Below are 15,267 nucleotides of genomic sequence, written 5' to 3'. Positions count from 1 at the left end.
GAACGACCGCGCTCGCACGAGCGGGACGTTACTTACCATAATGGTATCGGCACGCTGCAATCAATAATCTATCATTTTCATATTTGTAGACCAATCGGTGTTCCGATGTTATCCGTCTTGACCAATAGCCCTGTAAATCCCCTTTTAAGGCTTCGGGTTTTCCAATGCCCTCAAAAGGGGTGCGCATATAGCTTTTGATAAGCTCGTTTATTCGTTTTACTATTTTCTTGTCGACTTTCTGCCAATACAGATAATCTTCCCTTGAAGATGTGGACCAGGTCAGCTTCATCTACTCGATCATATCTCTTTCAATACCGTTTCCCGCTTCCAGTTCTTTGATGGAGTTCAAGAGAATATCCCTGTTTTTGCCCGTCAACAAATAGGTGGTTTCCTTTAATGAATTGTATTCGTCCAATGATATCAAAACAAGATCCTTGCCGCCCTTGCGCTTGATGATGACCTCGCTTACATCGTTGACAACCTTATCGAACCAATGTTTTAGGTTTGATCTAAAGCCTGTATAGTTTACTGTTTCCATAATGCAAATATGCCAAAAAAGTACTTAAACAGGTACTTTTTAACTAAATGAACGTGGCGTACCTATGATTTGCCGTTGGTGCGAGCCTGCCTTTGTCAGCGTCACGCTCGTATCTCCCTACTCTTAATCGTTTTTCAAAGAATTATACAAAAGGTTCACTAAAAGGAAACACTTGATTAAACTCTAAGCGATATCGGCCAAAAAAAAGGCTCGTTGTATCTTTTAACAATCCTATTTTCGGATCTATTTTTTTAAATGGATTCACTTATATTTCCAAATGAGGCTTGATGTGCCCCTTTTGCTTTGAATACTTAAAGATGGCGGATTTAGGGAGAGCCCATGAACAAGATAGACTTTATCATTGGTGCTCGGTAATCCATGAATGCTCCTTATGAATTGACGGATGGCTCCAAAACCCCCAACAACTTTTCCAAAACCTCTTGAGGGTGAATGGTTTTCATGGCATTTTCGTAACCCTCGGGTACCTTGTTGCCATATACCGAGGTTGGAATCAAAGGATAGGCTACGCGGTCGGCCATAAGTGCGTTTTCCAAAGGCTGCCCAAACGGATAAAAACCGGCATAAGGGTGGGTTACACCCCAAAGGGTCACTACTGGAATACCATAGTTGGCGGCCATGTGTGCGTTACCGCTGTCCATGGACAGCATCACATCCAAATTGGAAATGAGCTGCAGTTCTTCGGATAGATTCAACTTGCCCGCCATGCACAGGGTACTTTTGTAGGTAGCTGCAAGCCGTTCCAGTACCTCCACTTCTTTGGTTCCACCTCCAAACAACAAGATTTTATACTTATCGGTATCGTTAATGGTTTTAATGATCTCTTCCGTGGATTTCAACGGATACATTTTGCCTTCGTGGGCGGCAAAAGGTGCTATCCCCACCCATTTTTTGGTGCCCTGCTGCACAAGTTCCAATACTTTTTCTGAGAGTTGAACACGTTCCAATGGTTTGGCTATGGATAAATCAATGGGAAAACCGAGATTGGCAAAAACATCAGCATATCGCTGGTGGGTGCTCTTTAATTGCCCAAAAACTTTGTTTTTGGGGCGGGTGAGTGCCTTTTTCTCCTTCCGACCCTTTTCAATCTGGGCAAATGGAATGCTTTCCAAGGCAAAATATTTTTTGAGCACACGACTTCGCAATACGTTGTGGAGGTCTGCAACGGCATCAAATTGCAACAATTTCAGTTCTTTGTAGAGTCGCCATAGCCCCATCAAGCCTTTGTGCCGTTTTTTTACGTCGGCTTCTTTTACCTGAACGTTCCTCAACCCATTAAAAATAGGCATGAACGGTTTTTTGGTAAGTACGGTAAGCTGTATTTGTGGATATTTTTCGGTCAGCGCACGGATAACGGGTACGGCCATCGCCACATCGCCCATCGCCGATAACCGAATCAACAAAATATGGGTTTCTTTACCCTTTTTGTCCACGAAGCACAGGGTTTAGTTCATCGTCGTTGTACATTTTCATCTGTTTGTAGACTTTCATGTACTTGTTTCCAGCTTCAATATCGGCTAATAATTGGTCAATGGCTGTGGAAAGATCCATTTTCTGCTCCAAAAGCACGGTAAGTTTATCATTGCATTTTTGGATGTGCTCCGGTGAGGCATCCGTTCGGTTCACCTCTTCTTGCATGTGATAAATTTTCAATGCCAAAATGGAAAGTCGATCAATGGCCCATGCAGGGCTCTCGGTATTGATAGTGGCATCATCCTTTACTTGTACCGACTGGTATTTGTTCAAAAAATAGCTGTCGATATATTCCACCAAATCCGTACGGTTTTGGTTGCTCGCGTCGATTTTCCGTTTAAGGTCCAGCGCCGCCGCCGGGTCGATCCCTGGGTCGCGGATAATGTCCTCGTAATGCCATTGTACGGTATCGATCCAGTTTTTTCTATAAAGCAGGTGTTCTACTTTATCCTTTGGATAAGGGTTGATGAATTCTTGGTACACATCGTCTTTAATGTGATAGGCATCTATACTTTCCTGAAATATCTTGAAGGCAAAGTCGCTGAACATAATTCAAATAAATTTGTTCAAAGATATTGCTTTATGCCATATTTACTCAAGATGAATGGCAAAAAGCGAGCAGGCCAAGACCATACTTAGGATCAAGACCATTTCTTGAAGCCTGCGTTTTTTTATACCCTCGAAATAGTTGGTAAAAAAAACGGTTACGGGGAAAAAGGTAATCAACACGGGAGAAGCATCTGCCGGGGTAAAAAGAATAATGCCCGTTCCCAAAACAAAGATCAAGAATACTATCCTGAGCAAAAGCAATTTGCCGCCGCTAACATTGCGCAGGCGCACAAACACCAAAATGGAAACAACAATCGTTAAAATAAGGTAAACCAAGGTCTTTATGTTCAGTACCTGGAAGAATGATTTGGTGGTAAAAAGCCCCAATGAGAACTGATAGTGTTCCTTAAAAAAGCCCAAAGAGCCCTTCAGTTTTAGCACGGTAAATGTCAAAATAAAAATAGCGGCAAGCCCTAATAAGGGTATCAACCAATTTTTCAGGGTCCTTCTGTCATAAACCAAGATTACAAGAAATACAAGAAACATAAATGCCAGGGCCCAATCGTAAAATAAACTTGCAAGGGCAATCAGCAGGGAGGCATCAAAGATTTTGTGCTTTACATTTTTTATGGATTTGATGGACAATATCCTCCAAAAAGCCAAAAGCAAGAAAAAGTTGGCGAAAACCACATTTTGAAGGACGAACTCATCAGAAAACGTGATAATCAAAAGCAAAAAAAACAGCATGGCATAGGAGTTGGATTCCGTGGCCTTTTCGGTCCTTACAATCTGGTTGACAATAAAAATGGACAACAACAAGGCTGCGAACAACAAGATTTCCAAGGTAATAACGTCATTGATTCTTTGTTCCCCGAACTGAAAAAAGACATTAGTGAAATAAAAAAGAAACAAAATGATGGCAAGGACAATGTAATTTATAGGTTTAGTTTTTCCGAAAAAGCTTGAAATCATCTTATCTTTTGCTACTTTTGTAAAGTAAATATAGCCAACATGAGCAAGTTTTTTTACGGTATAGAGGACTTATTTGTAAACTACCTTTTCGCACCATTGGATTTTTTCCGTTTTATGGACAGCTGGTGGGGTGCCAACTCCATTAACTGGATTTTTATGATCATAGGCTTTGTAGCCATGGTTTATTGGATGGGCCAATTGAAAATTTTCAATGAAAGTGGTGAGGAAGACAAGAGCATCAGCTCTCACTCCTACCTATAGATCGAACCCTAGATCCTTTCGGTAGTACATGCCATCAAAATGGAGCTTTTCCATATTTTGATAAGATGTTTTTAACGCTTCCCTAAAATCTTTTCCAAAGGAAGTGATGGCTATTACCCGCCCTCCATTGGTTACCACTTTTCCGTTGGACAGCTTTGTTCCCGCATGGAACACAATGGAATCTGTTATGTTTTGGGTTCCTGAAATTTCCTTGCCTTTTTCGTAGGCTTCGGGATAACCACCTGATACTGCCATCACGGTCGTTGCCGCCCTTTCGTCAATTTGAAGGTCAACTTGATCTAAGGTTCCATTGGCCATAGCCAAAAGCACCTCGACCAAATCGCTTTTTAACCTTGGGATGACCACTTCGGTCTCGGGATCGCCCATTCTAACGTTATACTCGATTACCTTGGGTTCGTTACCGACTTTTATCAAGCCGATAAAAATAAAACCGACATAGGGCAGATTATCGATTTTAAGGCCGTCTACGGTAGGTTTTACAATTTGACGCTCTATCTTGTCCATAAAGATGGAATCGGCAAATGGAACCGGGGAAATGGCGCCCATGCCCCCTGTGTTGAGGCCGGTATCGCCCTCACCTATTCTTTTGTAGTCCTTGGCTGTTGGAAGAATTTTATAGTTGGTGCCATCAGTAAGCACAAAACAGCTCAGTTCTATGCCGTCCAAGAATTCCTCGATGACCACCGTGGCACTTGCGCTGCCGAACTTGGAGTCTAGCAACATGGATTTGAGCTCATCTTTGGCTTCTTGTAAATCCTGAAGAATCAACACACCTTTGCCAGCGGCAAGTCCGTCCGCCTTAAGGACGTAGGGCGGTTTTAGGGTTTCCAAAAAGCTATACCCTTCTTCCAAGGTCTCACTGGTAAAACTTTGATAGGCTGCCGTTGGAATGTTGTGCCGCATCATAAACTCTTTGGCAAATTCCTTGCTTCCTTCGAGTTCTGCTGCCGCTTTTTCCGGTCCGATCACAGGAACGGTTTTCAGCTCGGTATCCTTTAAGAAAAAATCGTGTACCCCGTTTACCAAAGGGTCTTCTGGTCCCACTACCACCAAATTGATGCTTTCTTTCAGCACCAATGCTTTAATGGCTTCAAAATCGTTAACCCCTACCTCAACATTTGTGGCAATTTGGGAGGTTCCGGCATTGCCGGGCGCTACAAACAGTTTGGATGTTTTGGGGCTTTGTGAAATTTTAAGGGAAATGGCGTGTTCGCGACCGCCGGCACCCAGGACCAGGATGTTCATGATTTAAGTTTTGGCAAAAATAACGCAATTCAAATTTAATTTGGGTCTTATTTGCAAATGATCTGTGTTTACTGCTCGACACCGATTGCGCAATTTCCCACTAAGCCATTATGGAGTGTAGTTGTTATTTCGAGCGTATGCGAGAAATATGAAATTCAGATAGATTTTTCAGTCGCTTTAGTGTTTCAAAATTGACAACAAGCTTAAGGCAGGAACTCCCTGTGCGCCTCCCATAACTGTTCTTCCGAAAGCGATTTGAAATATTCGAACACCTTTTTGAGTCCTTCGGAGCGATGTACCTTTGGTTCCCAATCCAAGATTTCTTTGGCTCGGGAAATATCCGGCTGTCGTTGCATGGGATCATCTTGTGGCAATGGCTTGAAGATTATTTTTTGGTCGGTTCCCGTTAGCTTGATGATTTCTTCGGCAAATTCCAAAATGGTGGTTTCGTCCGGATTTCCAATATTGATGGGTTCTACATAATCGCTCATCAATAGGCGGTAGATTCCTTCGATTTGGTCGTCAATATACGTGAATGACCGTGACTGCGAACCGTCTCCAAACACAGTTAAGTCTTCTCCTCTTAAGGCTTGTCCCATAAAAGCGGGCACTACACGACCATCGTTAAGCCGCATACGGGAACCATAGGTGTTAAAAATTCGAACTATGCGTGTATCCAATCCATGATGCCTATGGTAGGCCATGGTAATGGATTCCATAAAACGTTTGGCCTCGTCATAAACTCCTCGCGGCCCGATTGGGCTGACATTTCCGAAATAATCCTCGTTTTGTGGGTGCACGAGTGGGTCTCCATACACCTCGGAAGTGGAAGCCACTAGAATACGTGCTCCATGATCTCTGGCCAATCCCAATAAGTTTAGTGTGCCCAATGAGCCCACCTTTAGCGTATCAATAGGGATTTTTAAATAATCTATGGGGCTTGCGGGTGAGGCAAAGTGAAGTATATAATCCATTCGCCCCGGTACGTGCACAAACTTCGTAACATCGTGGTGAAAGAACTCGAATCGTTTTAGATGAAACAAGTGTTCAATATTCTTAATATCGCCAGTGATGAGGTTGTCCATACCTATGACATGGTGTCCTTCGGCAATGAACCGGTCACAAAGGTGGGAACCTAAAAACCCTGCTGCTCCGGTAATGAGTGTTTTTTTCATTTTTTCTTATTCTTCTCCGGAGCGGTCTCTTTTTTCCCTTTTAAGGCATCTAATTTTCGCTTCAACAAGATTTTTTGTTTGAGGGTCGTGAAGTTATAATTATACCTGAAAAATATATAGGCCAGAAAAATAACAACACTGACCAACATAATTACCATTCCAGTATTTTTTGCTTTACTTCCAAGAATAATAAACAGCACTACAAAAATGATATTAAAACAGCCTATAATAAAACTTGCTTGCTTATGGGATAGACCCCAAAAGTCTATCAGAATATGATGAACATGATTACGGTCTGGGGAAAATGGCCCTTTTTTATTGGCAATTCTAATCGTAAATACTCGAGCTGTATCAAACAAAGGCACTATTAGAATACTGATTGCAATTAGCGGTGCGTTCTCCAGCAAGAATGGGAGCTCACCTTTACCATAAGCCGAAGGCTCTAAAGCTAAAAACTTCAACGTTAAAATACTTATCACAAACCCAACAATCAACGAACCAGTATCTCCCATGAATATTTTTTTGTTCGAGGAAACGTTAAACCCAAAAAAGGCCATTAAACAGGCATTCATGGTAATGGCAATCAATGCAAAAAAATACTCTTTGGACAAATAGAATATAGTGGTATAAATAACCATTATCACAATACCCACTATTGATGCTAGACCATCAATTCCATCAATTAAGTTATATGAATTGATAATAGTAAGCATTAAAAAGCCTCCAATTACTAAATAGAGGTAATATGGGATTTCGTATATGTTCAGAAAACCGTTTAAAGATTCAATCCCAAAGCTATCATTGACTAAAATAAAGGCAATAGCAATGACTTGAGCAATTAATTTGGAACCTGGAGAAAGCACTACCATATCGTCCTTTAGACCAACAATAAACAAGATTGTCAAACCTGGGATTATATATATAAACTCTAGATTTTCCGCTCTGTCTTTAATAAAGAAAAGGGAAAAGATAAGACAATAAAAAAATGCAATACCTCCTAAGGTAGGTGTTCTGGACTTGTGTGAACTTCGATGATCGGGATCGTCCATCAGACGTTTATGTTCAACAACCCCAATTATTTTTGGAATTGTCAAATATGTCAGAATAAATGAGCCGACAAACAATAATATAGCCGTTTCTAAAAAAAACACTTGATTTATTTTAGCCTGTTATTTTTGAGATATAATACTTAAACACACCATTGTAAGCCCACCAAAAGGTGTAATAAATTGTTTTAAAAAAGCCTAAATTTTGTGTCTGGTACAAAAATTTAATATGCTTCCATACAAGTTTATATTTTTTGTTGGTGTTTGAATTTTTTCTTTGTCTATAAAACGCCAACTCTTCATCTAATGGCATTGAAACAAAGCCCTTTTTAAGAATAGAAAGCCATAGGGCATAGTCCTGTTTTACCCTTAGGTCGGGCATATACATTTTACCAACCTTGTTAACATCATACATGGCTGTAAGGCAGCTGATTTCAGTTCTCTTAAGTAAATCTTTATATTCTATCGGAAAGTCACTAACATGAAATGTTTTGTTAATTACTTTCCCTGTTTCATTTATGAAACCATATGATGTGTGGGAAAATGCCGCATCCTCCCTAAGCATAAAATTCACATGCTTTTCCAGTTTATCTCTTAGCCAAATGTCATCGCTGTCCAAAAAAGCAATAATCTGGCCCGTTGAAAACTCTATTGCCTTGTTCCTAGTCGGTCCAGCACCTAAATTTTCTTTGTTCTGCAATAGAACTATCCTTCTGTCCTGATTTGCAAATTCCTCAACAATTTTGACAGAAGAGTCGCTGCTACAATCATCAACAACAATCATTTCCCAGTTTGAATACGTTTGCTGTAATACAGATCTAATGGCTTCTGCAATATATTTTTCAGAATTAAATGAAGGTGTTATGATAGAAATTTTTGGATCCAAAATAAAGTTATATATTATGAGTGTTTAAATTTAATAGAATCATGTTCCACAGAACTTGCCAAATATCCAAAATCTTTAACTAAGAAAATAAATAAATGAATATAGATTAGATCTGAGACTTTTTAATGTTGCATTTATATTCCAAATATTGATTAATAGTGAAAGCAGATAAGATACTGAAGAATACAATTCCTCTATGGCGATTAAGGATGTTTTCTGTAAGCAATAAAATGGCCATAAAGCACCAGAACAAGAACGCCGAAACATCTACTTTTCCAAAGTAAATATTACCTGCGATAATACTTGTAAACAGCAATAGCCCTATAAACCCCCAGCAAACCAGAGCGTTTAAATATTGATTGTGTGTGTTCAATGTATCAATAAAATACTTGAAATCATCGGAGTGGTTTATATTGTAATAGTGCCTATTAACAAGTTGCCAGTTTTTAGTACCTATACCTGTCCAAAAATTATCTTTAACGACGTCTTTACCAATTAGATATATCTGTGCACGTTTTCCAGTGGAATTTGAGATGTTGGCAATTTCCACCAAGCTCTTTCCATAGACATTTTTTAATTTACTAACCCTATTAAACGTTCCAGTGTTTGAATAAATGCCTGCCCCAATTAAAATTATTATCGCCAAATAAATAATCCCTTTAAACTGACCCTTGAATATTCGAGTTATTTGATAAAGGACAAAAACCATGAACAAAGATAAAAGTGCACCCCTGGATGATAACAGCAGTGTCGTGATTGTTAGAACCGCCATGATAAAGTAGTCAAGTGCCCTTCTCAGACCAAACTTTATATTATTAATCCGTTTCCATTGTCCATTAATGCAATAAACAATAAACATGGATAAAAATGTAGGATGTACGTCTGGGCTTAATCGTCCAGTAGTATAGAAATAATATTTCCATGTTGGATGAACCGGGTCGAGCTCATACCACCTACCTAACTCTATGAATTTTAGAAAAACCACAAAATACAGGTAGCACACATAAATAAAAATCCCGTAAAAAAAAATAATGTTTACTGTATTAAGATTCTTTTGTTCTATATCTCTGTGGTTTAATATTATTGGGAAAACAAGAATTGTTGCCTGTTTTAATAATAAATCCAAAGCCTTTGTTGGCTCCAAGGAATCGAAGTTTCTTATAAAGATCCAAACCAAATAAACCGAAACAGACAAAAAGTAAAACCATATTCTTTGGAGATTCTTGAGTTCTATCTTCTTTAAGTTTCCTTTTATTAGCCAAAAAAACAGGTAAAGAATTAAAAAAATACTATTAACGGATTCTTTGAAAAGAAGAGTAACCATCACTAGCCCTAGAAGAACACCTTCCAAATTTTTTGCCCACAATAAATCTAAAATATTACGCTTCTTTAAGAGAATCATTGGTCTTACAAAAATTTGGGTTTTGGGTCATAAATAAAAAGGAGAAAAAGAAAAGATCAACAAAAGATATTCCCCAAAAAACTGCATACTGGAATAAAGAAATAATTAAAATAGGAATTATATAATTAATGTTATATCTATTTATGTTAATTAAAACCATAAGAAAATACATTGACCCAATCAAGACACCATTTGTGGTCATTATTTGCATGAAAACATTGTGTGCATGAAAAACCTTTCCATTAATTTCAATCCACAATTTGTAGGAACCATTTCCAAGCCATGGGTTATCCCAAAAAAATTCTGAAAACCTTTGGAATACACTGTCCCTGCTGGACAAGTCCACTTTTTTCATTCCTCTGTTCATCTGCTGTAAAAGAACATCTACCTTACTAATCAGAAAAATGATTCCTGATATAAAAATTGAAATCACCGCAAAATATATCCATTTTGCCTTTCCCCTTAAAAACCTGATAACAGCTCTTATTATCCTTCTATAGTTTATCATCAAAAAGAATGCTGCCAAGGCCACGTAAACCGACCTTGTAAATGTTAAAAGTAGCCCTACTCCCAAAAAGCCATACAGGAAAAAGCCTTCTTTTTTATTTCTCGGACCCAAAAATTGTAGCATCATTAGAGACACCATAATTTTTATAGCAAACACACTAGAATTGCTACTTAGTCCCGAAACCCTGCTATAATATAATAGTCCGTTAAACCCGAAAGGATTTTGTCCTGCGACCGCTTCCCTAACGCTGGGTATAAAAGACCTTACCCCAATAAAATATTCCAAAACTCCTATAAAAACTTCAAAAACCACAAGATATATTACTATATAAAGAGTCCTTTTTCTTGTTTTCAAGGCAAAGAAATAGGAGACCAGCATAAAAATCGAATAGGGAATCAGTTCTTTATTTGCTAGGTTGTTTTCGAGAAACACATTGAATTTAATGGTTTGGTTCAAAAAACTTAACACGGGAATCAAAATCAAGATTCCGAACGAATAATTCAACCTAATTCGTTTGGGAAGAACAAAAAATAAGATAAGCAAATGAACAAATAATGGTACCGGAACAAGCGAGGGCAAAAAAACGAATAGAGCAATTAAAATGTCGACAATTAAAGGGTTACTTACCTTCATTACTCATCATGTTCAGAATTCCTAATTAAATCTTCCTTGTTTTTTAAGCCTTTCGTAATGCTCTATATTTCTTTGTGAAAACACCTTTGCAGGATGCCCGCCGGCAATGCTATATTTTGGAATACTTTTAACAACCACGCTCCCCGCCTGAATTATGGCGCCCTCTCCAATTTCCACTCCTCCTAGGATCAATACATTATACCCTAACCAAACATTATCCTCTATTCTGACATTCTTTACTATATGATTCTTTCCGTATGGAATTGATTCGCCATTATCATAATCATGGTTTATAGTAATAATCCTGCACTTTGGCCCGGAATGGAAATTGTTTCCAAAATAACACTTTCCACGACCCTGAATAACCATACCATTGAAATGAACATTCTTACCAACTTTAGTATTTTTTGTAAGTCTTGTGTAGCCATTAGCTTTTATAGGAGCATGAAAGTCACCCAAAAAGTATTTTGCCAATACCGTAAAGAAAAATGACCTTAACGCTTTGATAAAATTTTTCATTCGCCTACCCTTAAATTCCAAGGCATTTTGTACACTTTTAATACCTTAATTAAAATTATAATAAATAATAGTAAAAATGAAATAGCGGTCGCCTGAGCAGCTCCGAGAATTCCATTTTCTAAAATCAAATAATAATTTAAAATCATATTAACCAATGCTACACCTATCGTTAATTTGGCAACCACTTTGGTTTTTTTTAAATAGAACAAATAGTTAACAATCATTTTATACATTCCATTAAAAGCATATCCGAGAAGTACCCAAAAAACAATGGAAGCACCGGATCTAAATTCACGTCCAATAAAATAGTCATAAAACAATGGTGTTAATGCGCTTATAATCAAAATCATGAGAATCATTCCAAAACCATATAAATACGTGATAAAAACAATTTTTCTTTTGGTTTTATAGCTGCCTTTGTTTAAGCTTTCAAAAAAAAAGGGGACCCATGCTTGATTAAAGGAATTCTGGAAAAGGCCTATTACCATCCCTATCTGATAAGCTACCGCATAAATGCCTGTACTTTCCGCCCCTTCAATAAACAAAACAAAAAACCTATCGGAAACTGCAATGACGTATCCTCCGATTGAATGGAAAATCAACGGCAAACTGTATGATAGTGCCCTTCGCAAATAAGTATGGTCATACTCAAGCTTTTTCCCAATGTAACCTATTTTTTTTAAATAATATATAGCTACAAACCCAAAAATAATCATAACGAATATTTGGGGGCCTATCCTTCCAATCCATCCATACCCCAGAGATACCACTAAGTAAATGGACAATGCAACATCGATGAACGTTTTTGAAACCCTGAAGATTCCGTAATAGACTGTTTTGAAAGAAACTCTCCAAAGTGTCAAAAGAACTTCACTTATTTGACTAAAAAAAACAAATAGTGCAGATATAACTAGCAACACAGGTGGAAACGCAAGCTCTGTCTTTATCACAAACAGAAGCACTCCACTTATCAAAATGCTCAACAAAACAAAGATTATCCCGTATTTCACTGTGGCTCTGAAAATTGTCTTAACAAACACAGGCAGCCTTATACTTTCCTCAAAATAAAACCTGCTTATCGAGTTTACTACACTTAAGGCAACTAATGGAGTAAATAGCATATTAAGGCTATTGAAAATGTCTATGATTCCATAGTCCGCCTTGGAAAGGTAAACCGTTAAAACCGGCAGCAATAAAAATGGGATAGCAGCGTTTAACAAATTGAAAAAAGTAAAAAAAGAAATGTTCTTGGCCAGTTTCATACAATAGTTGTTAAGACACTCAGTCAAATCCTAATTACCCAATATCGTTTTTGATATCGTCGATAATATTATTTAATCTTTCTTTACAATTGTCAAGTTCTCCAATAAAAAAAACAAGCTTGTCTTTATTAAATTCAATTTTTCCCTTTTGAATTGCATCTACCAAGGTTTCGACCGAAAAATGTTGGTTTAACAGAAGCTTTTGAGCCAAATACCCATAGTTGTCAAAAGAGTCCGAAAAAAATGCTGCCTTATATACTTTCCTATCCAAATAGATTGCCTCCAAGACTACAGATGATTCATTGGCTACCACTATACCATTGTCACCAACATCCTCCCAAATTGATGCGTTTTCAGACTTCAAAGTATTTAACTGACCCCAAACTTTTCGCTTGTCTGCGGGATGTGGCCTTATGGTAACCGTATAACCTAAATCAATTAATGAATCGGTCAATTCCCCAACTTTATTAGGGTCATCGAGCATATTTGTGCAAATCAGAACTCTTTTTGCCGTGCCCTCATTTTTATAATCAGAAGGGTCTAATGTAGAGAATCTAGTATCAAAAAGCATATATGATTTTACTCCTAAATCGTTTTTGTACTTGTTAAAACTGTCGCGGCTAAACAATATATTGTAGTCGTGATATAATGATGGAAAATTTATGGAAACAGACGCATGTTGTATATACACCGTTTTTACACGCTTTTCCTTTGCCATTTCTTGTAGAATCACATTATATGGAGTGTGGTCGTTAAAATTGATTAGACAATCGCATTGATCCAATAACTTATCGTACAAATTACAGCACCCTATTAGTTTAAAAACACGTACAAGGTTTTTACCCATGACAGGGTCGTTAAGTGAATTATGCAAAATATTTGCGGTTTCGGGGACTTTAAGTGCCTCAATAAACAGCCTTCGGTTTGATACAAAAACATCTACATCCCTTTCCCTTGTTTTATTTCCTATGTGCACGGCCTTGCTATCGACCCCATTAACCCAAAGACTACGGAGTACTGTCATATGGTTCTTGGAAAATACGAAAGCAAGAAAATATTCCTTGTTGGTCAATTGTATTGGCGGAAAAAATAGAGTTATCAGTTTATGGGCCTTTAGGAAATAAAATATCTTTAACAGATAAATTACTGTGATACTAGCCGGATAATTAGAAGGTTTATCAAACTTTTGAATCAAGTAATACAATGACCTGTAATATCTATATGAATTGCTGATTTTTGCAAAATCAATATTTCTCACCATTTTTTACAGTATTACTTTTAGCATTAAATGTTTTTAAAGCGTTAAGGGCTTGCCTTGGTCAAAGAATCCTTTTGCTTGCAATTTATTTTTCTTCGTCTGTTGGTTGAATTTGATTTTTTCTCCCTCTTCCAACAAATGTACAATGTCTCTTTTGTTAACTGTTATAATCTTTTCCATAAATTCTCGAAAAAGGCCTCACCTCTTATTTAAATACTTCTTACTGTGTCAGGGGCCCTCAGGAAGCAATCTCTTGGGCCAACTTTGAAAAAGACCCGTATAACTTATTTCGTCACTTAAATAAGCAATTTCGCTCCATTACGTTTTAAGGCTGTATATTATTTCTTGTGCTAAAAGAGTTTTAATTTTTTATTGCTGAATTTTATAAGACTTAAGAGCCAATCTCTGCAACTCCAGTCAAGGTTTCGCCTATAAACCATCCTAGTTTATTCTTTCACCATTGTGAAGTCTAAGGGTGTGCCCCTTTCAATATCTTGAGAAAATGTCTTGCCTAAAATTTTATTGAGATATTTTGGGTGCATCCCATAACCTGGCCTAATAGATTTGACATTGTTTTCTGTAATTCTTTCGCCCGCTTTTACATCACTGACCAAAAATAAAGAACGTGCGAATTTTCTATTTTTTTTTACTTTTTCAGAAATTTCATATGAAACCGTACCTAATAACCTTTCCGTATCCCGAACCTTGTCAACCATATCTTTGAACTCATTCACGTCCAATGAAAAGTCTGCATCCGGACCTCCAATGGATTTGTCAAGAATGAAATGTTTTTCAATGACCCGTGCTCCTAAGGTAACAGCTACCGTAGGGGCCAAGCTGCCATACGTGTGGTCACTAAATCCAACCTTAACATTGAATCTTTCCTTTAAATTGGGTATTGTCTTAAGGTTTGCTAGCTCTAACGGAGCAGGATATGAGGAAGTGCATTTTAATAAGATTATTTCACGGTTACCCATTCTATGGCATGCGTCAATTGCCAATTGTATGTCTTCTAAATTTGCAATTCCTGTGGACATAATCATTGGTTTGTTCTTTGACGCCGCATACTCTATTAGGGGGATGTCTTGGATCTCAAACGAAGCAATTTTGTATGCAGGAACATTTAATTCTTCCAAAAAGTCAACCGCAGATTTATCAAAAGGAGACGAGAAGCAAATCATTCCTTCACTCTTTGCCAATTTAAAAAGTTCTTCATGCCACTCCCAAGGTGTATAGGCCTCTCCATACAGCTCATAAAGCGTCTTTCCATCCCATAAAGTTCCCTCATGAATTTGAAAGTACTCGTTGTCACAATCGATGGTTAATGTGTCAGGAGTATATGTTTGGAGCTTTATCGCGTTAGCTCCGGCCTCTTTTGCCGCAATTATTGTTTTCTTGGCTATCTCAATATTGCCATTATGGTTAGCCGATAATTCAGCAATGATAAAGCAAGGGGACGTTTCATTTATTTCAAATTTATCTATTTTCATGTTTTTTGTGT

The 15,267-nt window shown here is 37.7% G+C and carries 16 protein-coding genes; 1 reads left to right on the top strand and 15 read right to left on the bottom strand.

Annotated elements, in window-relative coordinates:
* Window positions 1–28: 28 nt before the first annotated feature.
* From VM932_RS00740 to VM932_RS00720, 5 genes are all read right to left on the bottom strand, one after another.
* A complete protein-coding gene (locus VM932_RS00740; protein WP_326276665.1) occupies window positions 29–289 on the bottom strand; it encodes a Txe/YoeB family addiction module toxin in 261 nt (86 codons plus the stop codon).
* Window positions 290–538, bottom strand: coding sequence for a type II toxin-antitoxin system Phd/YefM family antitoxin (locus VM932_RS00735; protein WP_293166352.1), 249 nt, complete (start codon window positions 536–538; stop codon window positions 290–292).
* Between the two features lie 389 nt (window positions 539–927).
* Window positions 928–1,989: a glycosyltransferase family 9 protein gene (locus tag VM932_RS00730; RefSeq protein WP_326276664.1), complete on the bottom strand. Its 1,062-nt coding sequence runs from the start codon at window positions 1,987–1,989 to the stop codon at window positions 928–930.
* On the bottom strand, window positions 1,973–2,578 hold the full coding sequence (locus tag VM932_RS00725) for a DUF4254 domain-containing protein (RefSeq protein WP_326276663.1): 606 nt from the start codon (window positions 2,576–2,578) through the stop codon (window positions 1,973–1,975). Before VM932_RS00725 ends, VM932_RS00730 begins: the two co-directional genes overlap by 17 nt.
* Before the next feature lie 42 nt (window positions 2,579–2,620).
* A complete protein-coding gene (locus VM932_RS00720; protein ID WP_326276662.1) occupies window positions 2,621–3,550 on the bottom strand; it encodes a DUF6427 family protein in 930 nt (309 codons plus the stop codon).
* Between the two features lie 39 nt (window positions 3,551–3,589).
* Between VM932_RS00720 and VM932_RS00715 the strand changes: the two genes are divergently transcribed.
* Window positions 3,590–3,811 (top strand): DUF6341 family protein, encoded by a 222-nt coding sequence (locus tag VM932_RS00715; RefSeq protein WP_293166338.1) that lies wholly within the window; start codon window positions 3,590–3,592, stop codon window positions 3,809–3,811.
* Here the strand turns inward: VM932_RS00715 and purD are convergent.
* The 10 genes from purD to pseI all read right to left on the bottom strand — a co-directional run bounded on the left by purD (window position 3,806) and on the right by pseI (window position 15,256).
* Window positions 3,806–5,077, bottom strand: a complete 1,272-nt coding sequence (gene purD / locus VM932_RS00710) for a phosphoribosylamine--glycine ligase (protein WP_326276660.1) — start codon at window positions 5,075–5,077, stop codon at window positions 3,806–3,808. The genes VM932_RS00715 and purD overlap by 6 nt on opposite strands.
* 203 nt (window positions 5,078–5,280) lie before the next feature.
* Window positions 5,281–6,252: a UDP-glucuronic acid decarboxylase family protein gene (locus tag VM932_RS00705; RefSeq protein ID WP_326276659.1), complete on the bottom strand. Its 972-nt coding sequence runs from the start codon at window positions 6,250–6,252 to the stop codon at window positions 5,281–5,283.
* Complete coding sequence (locus VM932_RS00700; protein ID WP_326276658.1) at window positions 6,249–7,403, bottom strand: glycosyltransferase family 4 protein; 1,155 nt, start codon at window positions 7,401–7,403, stop codon at window positions 6,249–6,251. The genes VM932_RS00705 and VM932_RS00700 overlap by 4 nt, the downstream gene beginning before the upstream one ends.
* Before the next feature lie 10 nt (window positions 7,404–7,413).
* Window positions 7,414–8,184 carry a glycosyltransferase family 2 protein gene (locus tag VM932_RS00695; RefSeq protein WP_326276657.1) on the bottom strand — a complete coding sequence of 257 codons (771 nt, stop codon included), beginning with the start codon at window positions 8,182–8,184 and terminating at the stop codon, window positions 7,414–7,416.
* Between the two features lie 106 nt (window positions 8,185–8,290).
* Window positions 8,291–9,586 (bottom strand): O-antigen ligase family protein, encoded by a 1,296-nt coding sequence (locus VM932_RS00690; RefSeq protein ID WP_326276655.1) that lies wholly within the window; start codon window positions 9,584–9,586, stop codon window positions 8,291–8,293.
* Window positions 9,564–10,448: an O-antigen ligase family protein gene (locus VM932_RS00685; protein WP_326276654.1), complete on the bottom strand. Its 885-nt coding sequence runs from the start codon at window positions 10,446–10,448 to the stop codon at window positions 9,564–9,566. The genes VM932_RS00690 and VM932_RS00685 overlap by 23 nt, the downstream gene beginning before the upstream one ends.
* Before the next feature lie 300 nt (window positions 10,449–10,748).
* On the bottom strand, window positions 10,749–11,246 hold the full coding sequence (locus VM932_RS00680; protein WP_326276653.1) for an acyltransferase: 498 nt from the start codon (window positions 11,244–11,246) through the stop codon (window positions 10,749–10,751).
* Window positions 11,243–12,508: an oligosaccharide flippase family protein gene (locus VM932_RS00675; RefSeq protein ID WP_326276652.1), complete on the bottom strand. Its 1,266-nt coding sequence runs from the start codon at window positions 12,506–12,508 to the stop codon at window positions 11,243–11,245. The genes VM932_RS00680 and VM932_RS00675 overlap by 4 nt, the downstream gene beginning before the upstream one ends.
* A 34-nt stretch (window positions 12,509–12,542) precedes the next feature.
* The gene (locus tag VM932_RS00670) at window positions 12,543–13,532 is read right to left on the bottom strand and encodes a hypothetical protein (RefSeq protein WP_326276651.1); all 990 of its coding nucleotides are present in this window, start codon (window positions 13,530–13,532) and stop codon (window positions 12,543–12,545) included.
* A 680-nt stretch (window positions 13,533–14,212) separates the two neighbouring features.
* Complete coding sequence (gene pseI, locus VM932_RS00665; RefSeq protein WP_326276650.1) at window positions 14,213–15,256, bottom strand: pseudaminic acid synthase; 1,044 nt, start codon at window positions 15,254–15,256, stop codon at window positions 14,213–14,215.
* Window positions 15,257–15,267 lie beyond the last annotated feature (11 nt).

Origin of the sequence: Flagellimonas halotolerans (assembly GCF_035818535.1) — a bacterium.
Lineage (GTDB): Bacteria > Bacteroidota > Bacteroidia > Flavobacteriales > Flavobacteriaceae > Flagellimonas > Flagellimonas halotolerans.
The sequence above is the reverse complement of the archived record's forward strand: the minus strand, read 5'-3'. Positions and strand labels throughout refer to the sequence as shown.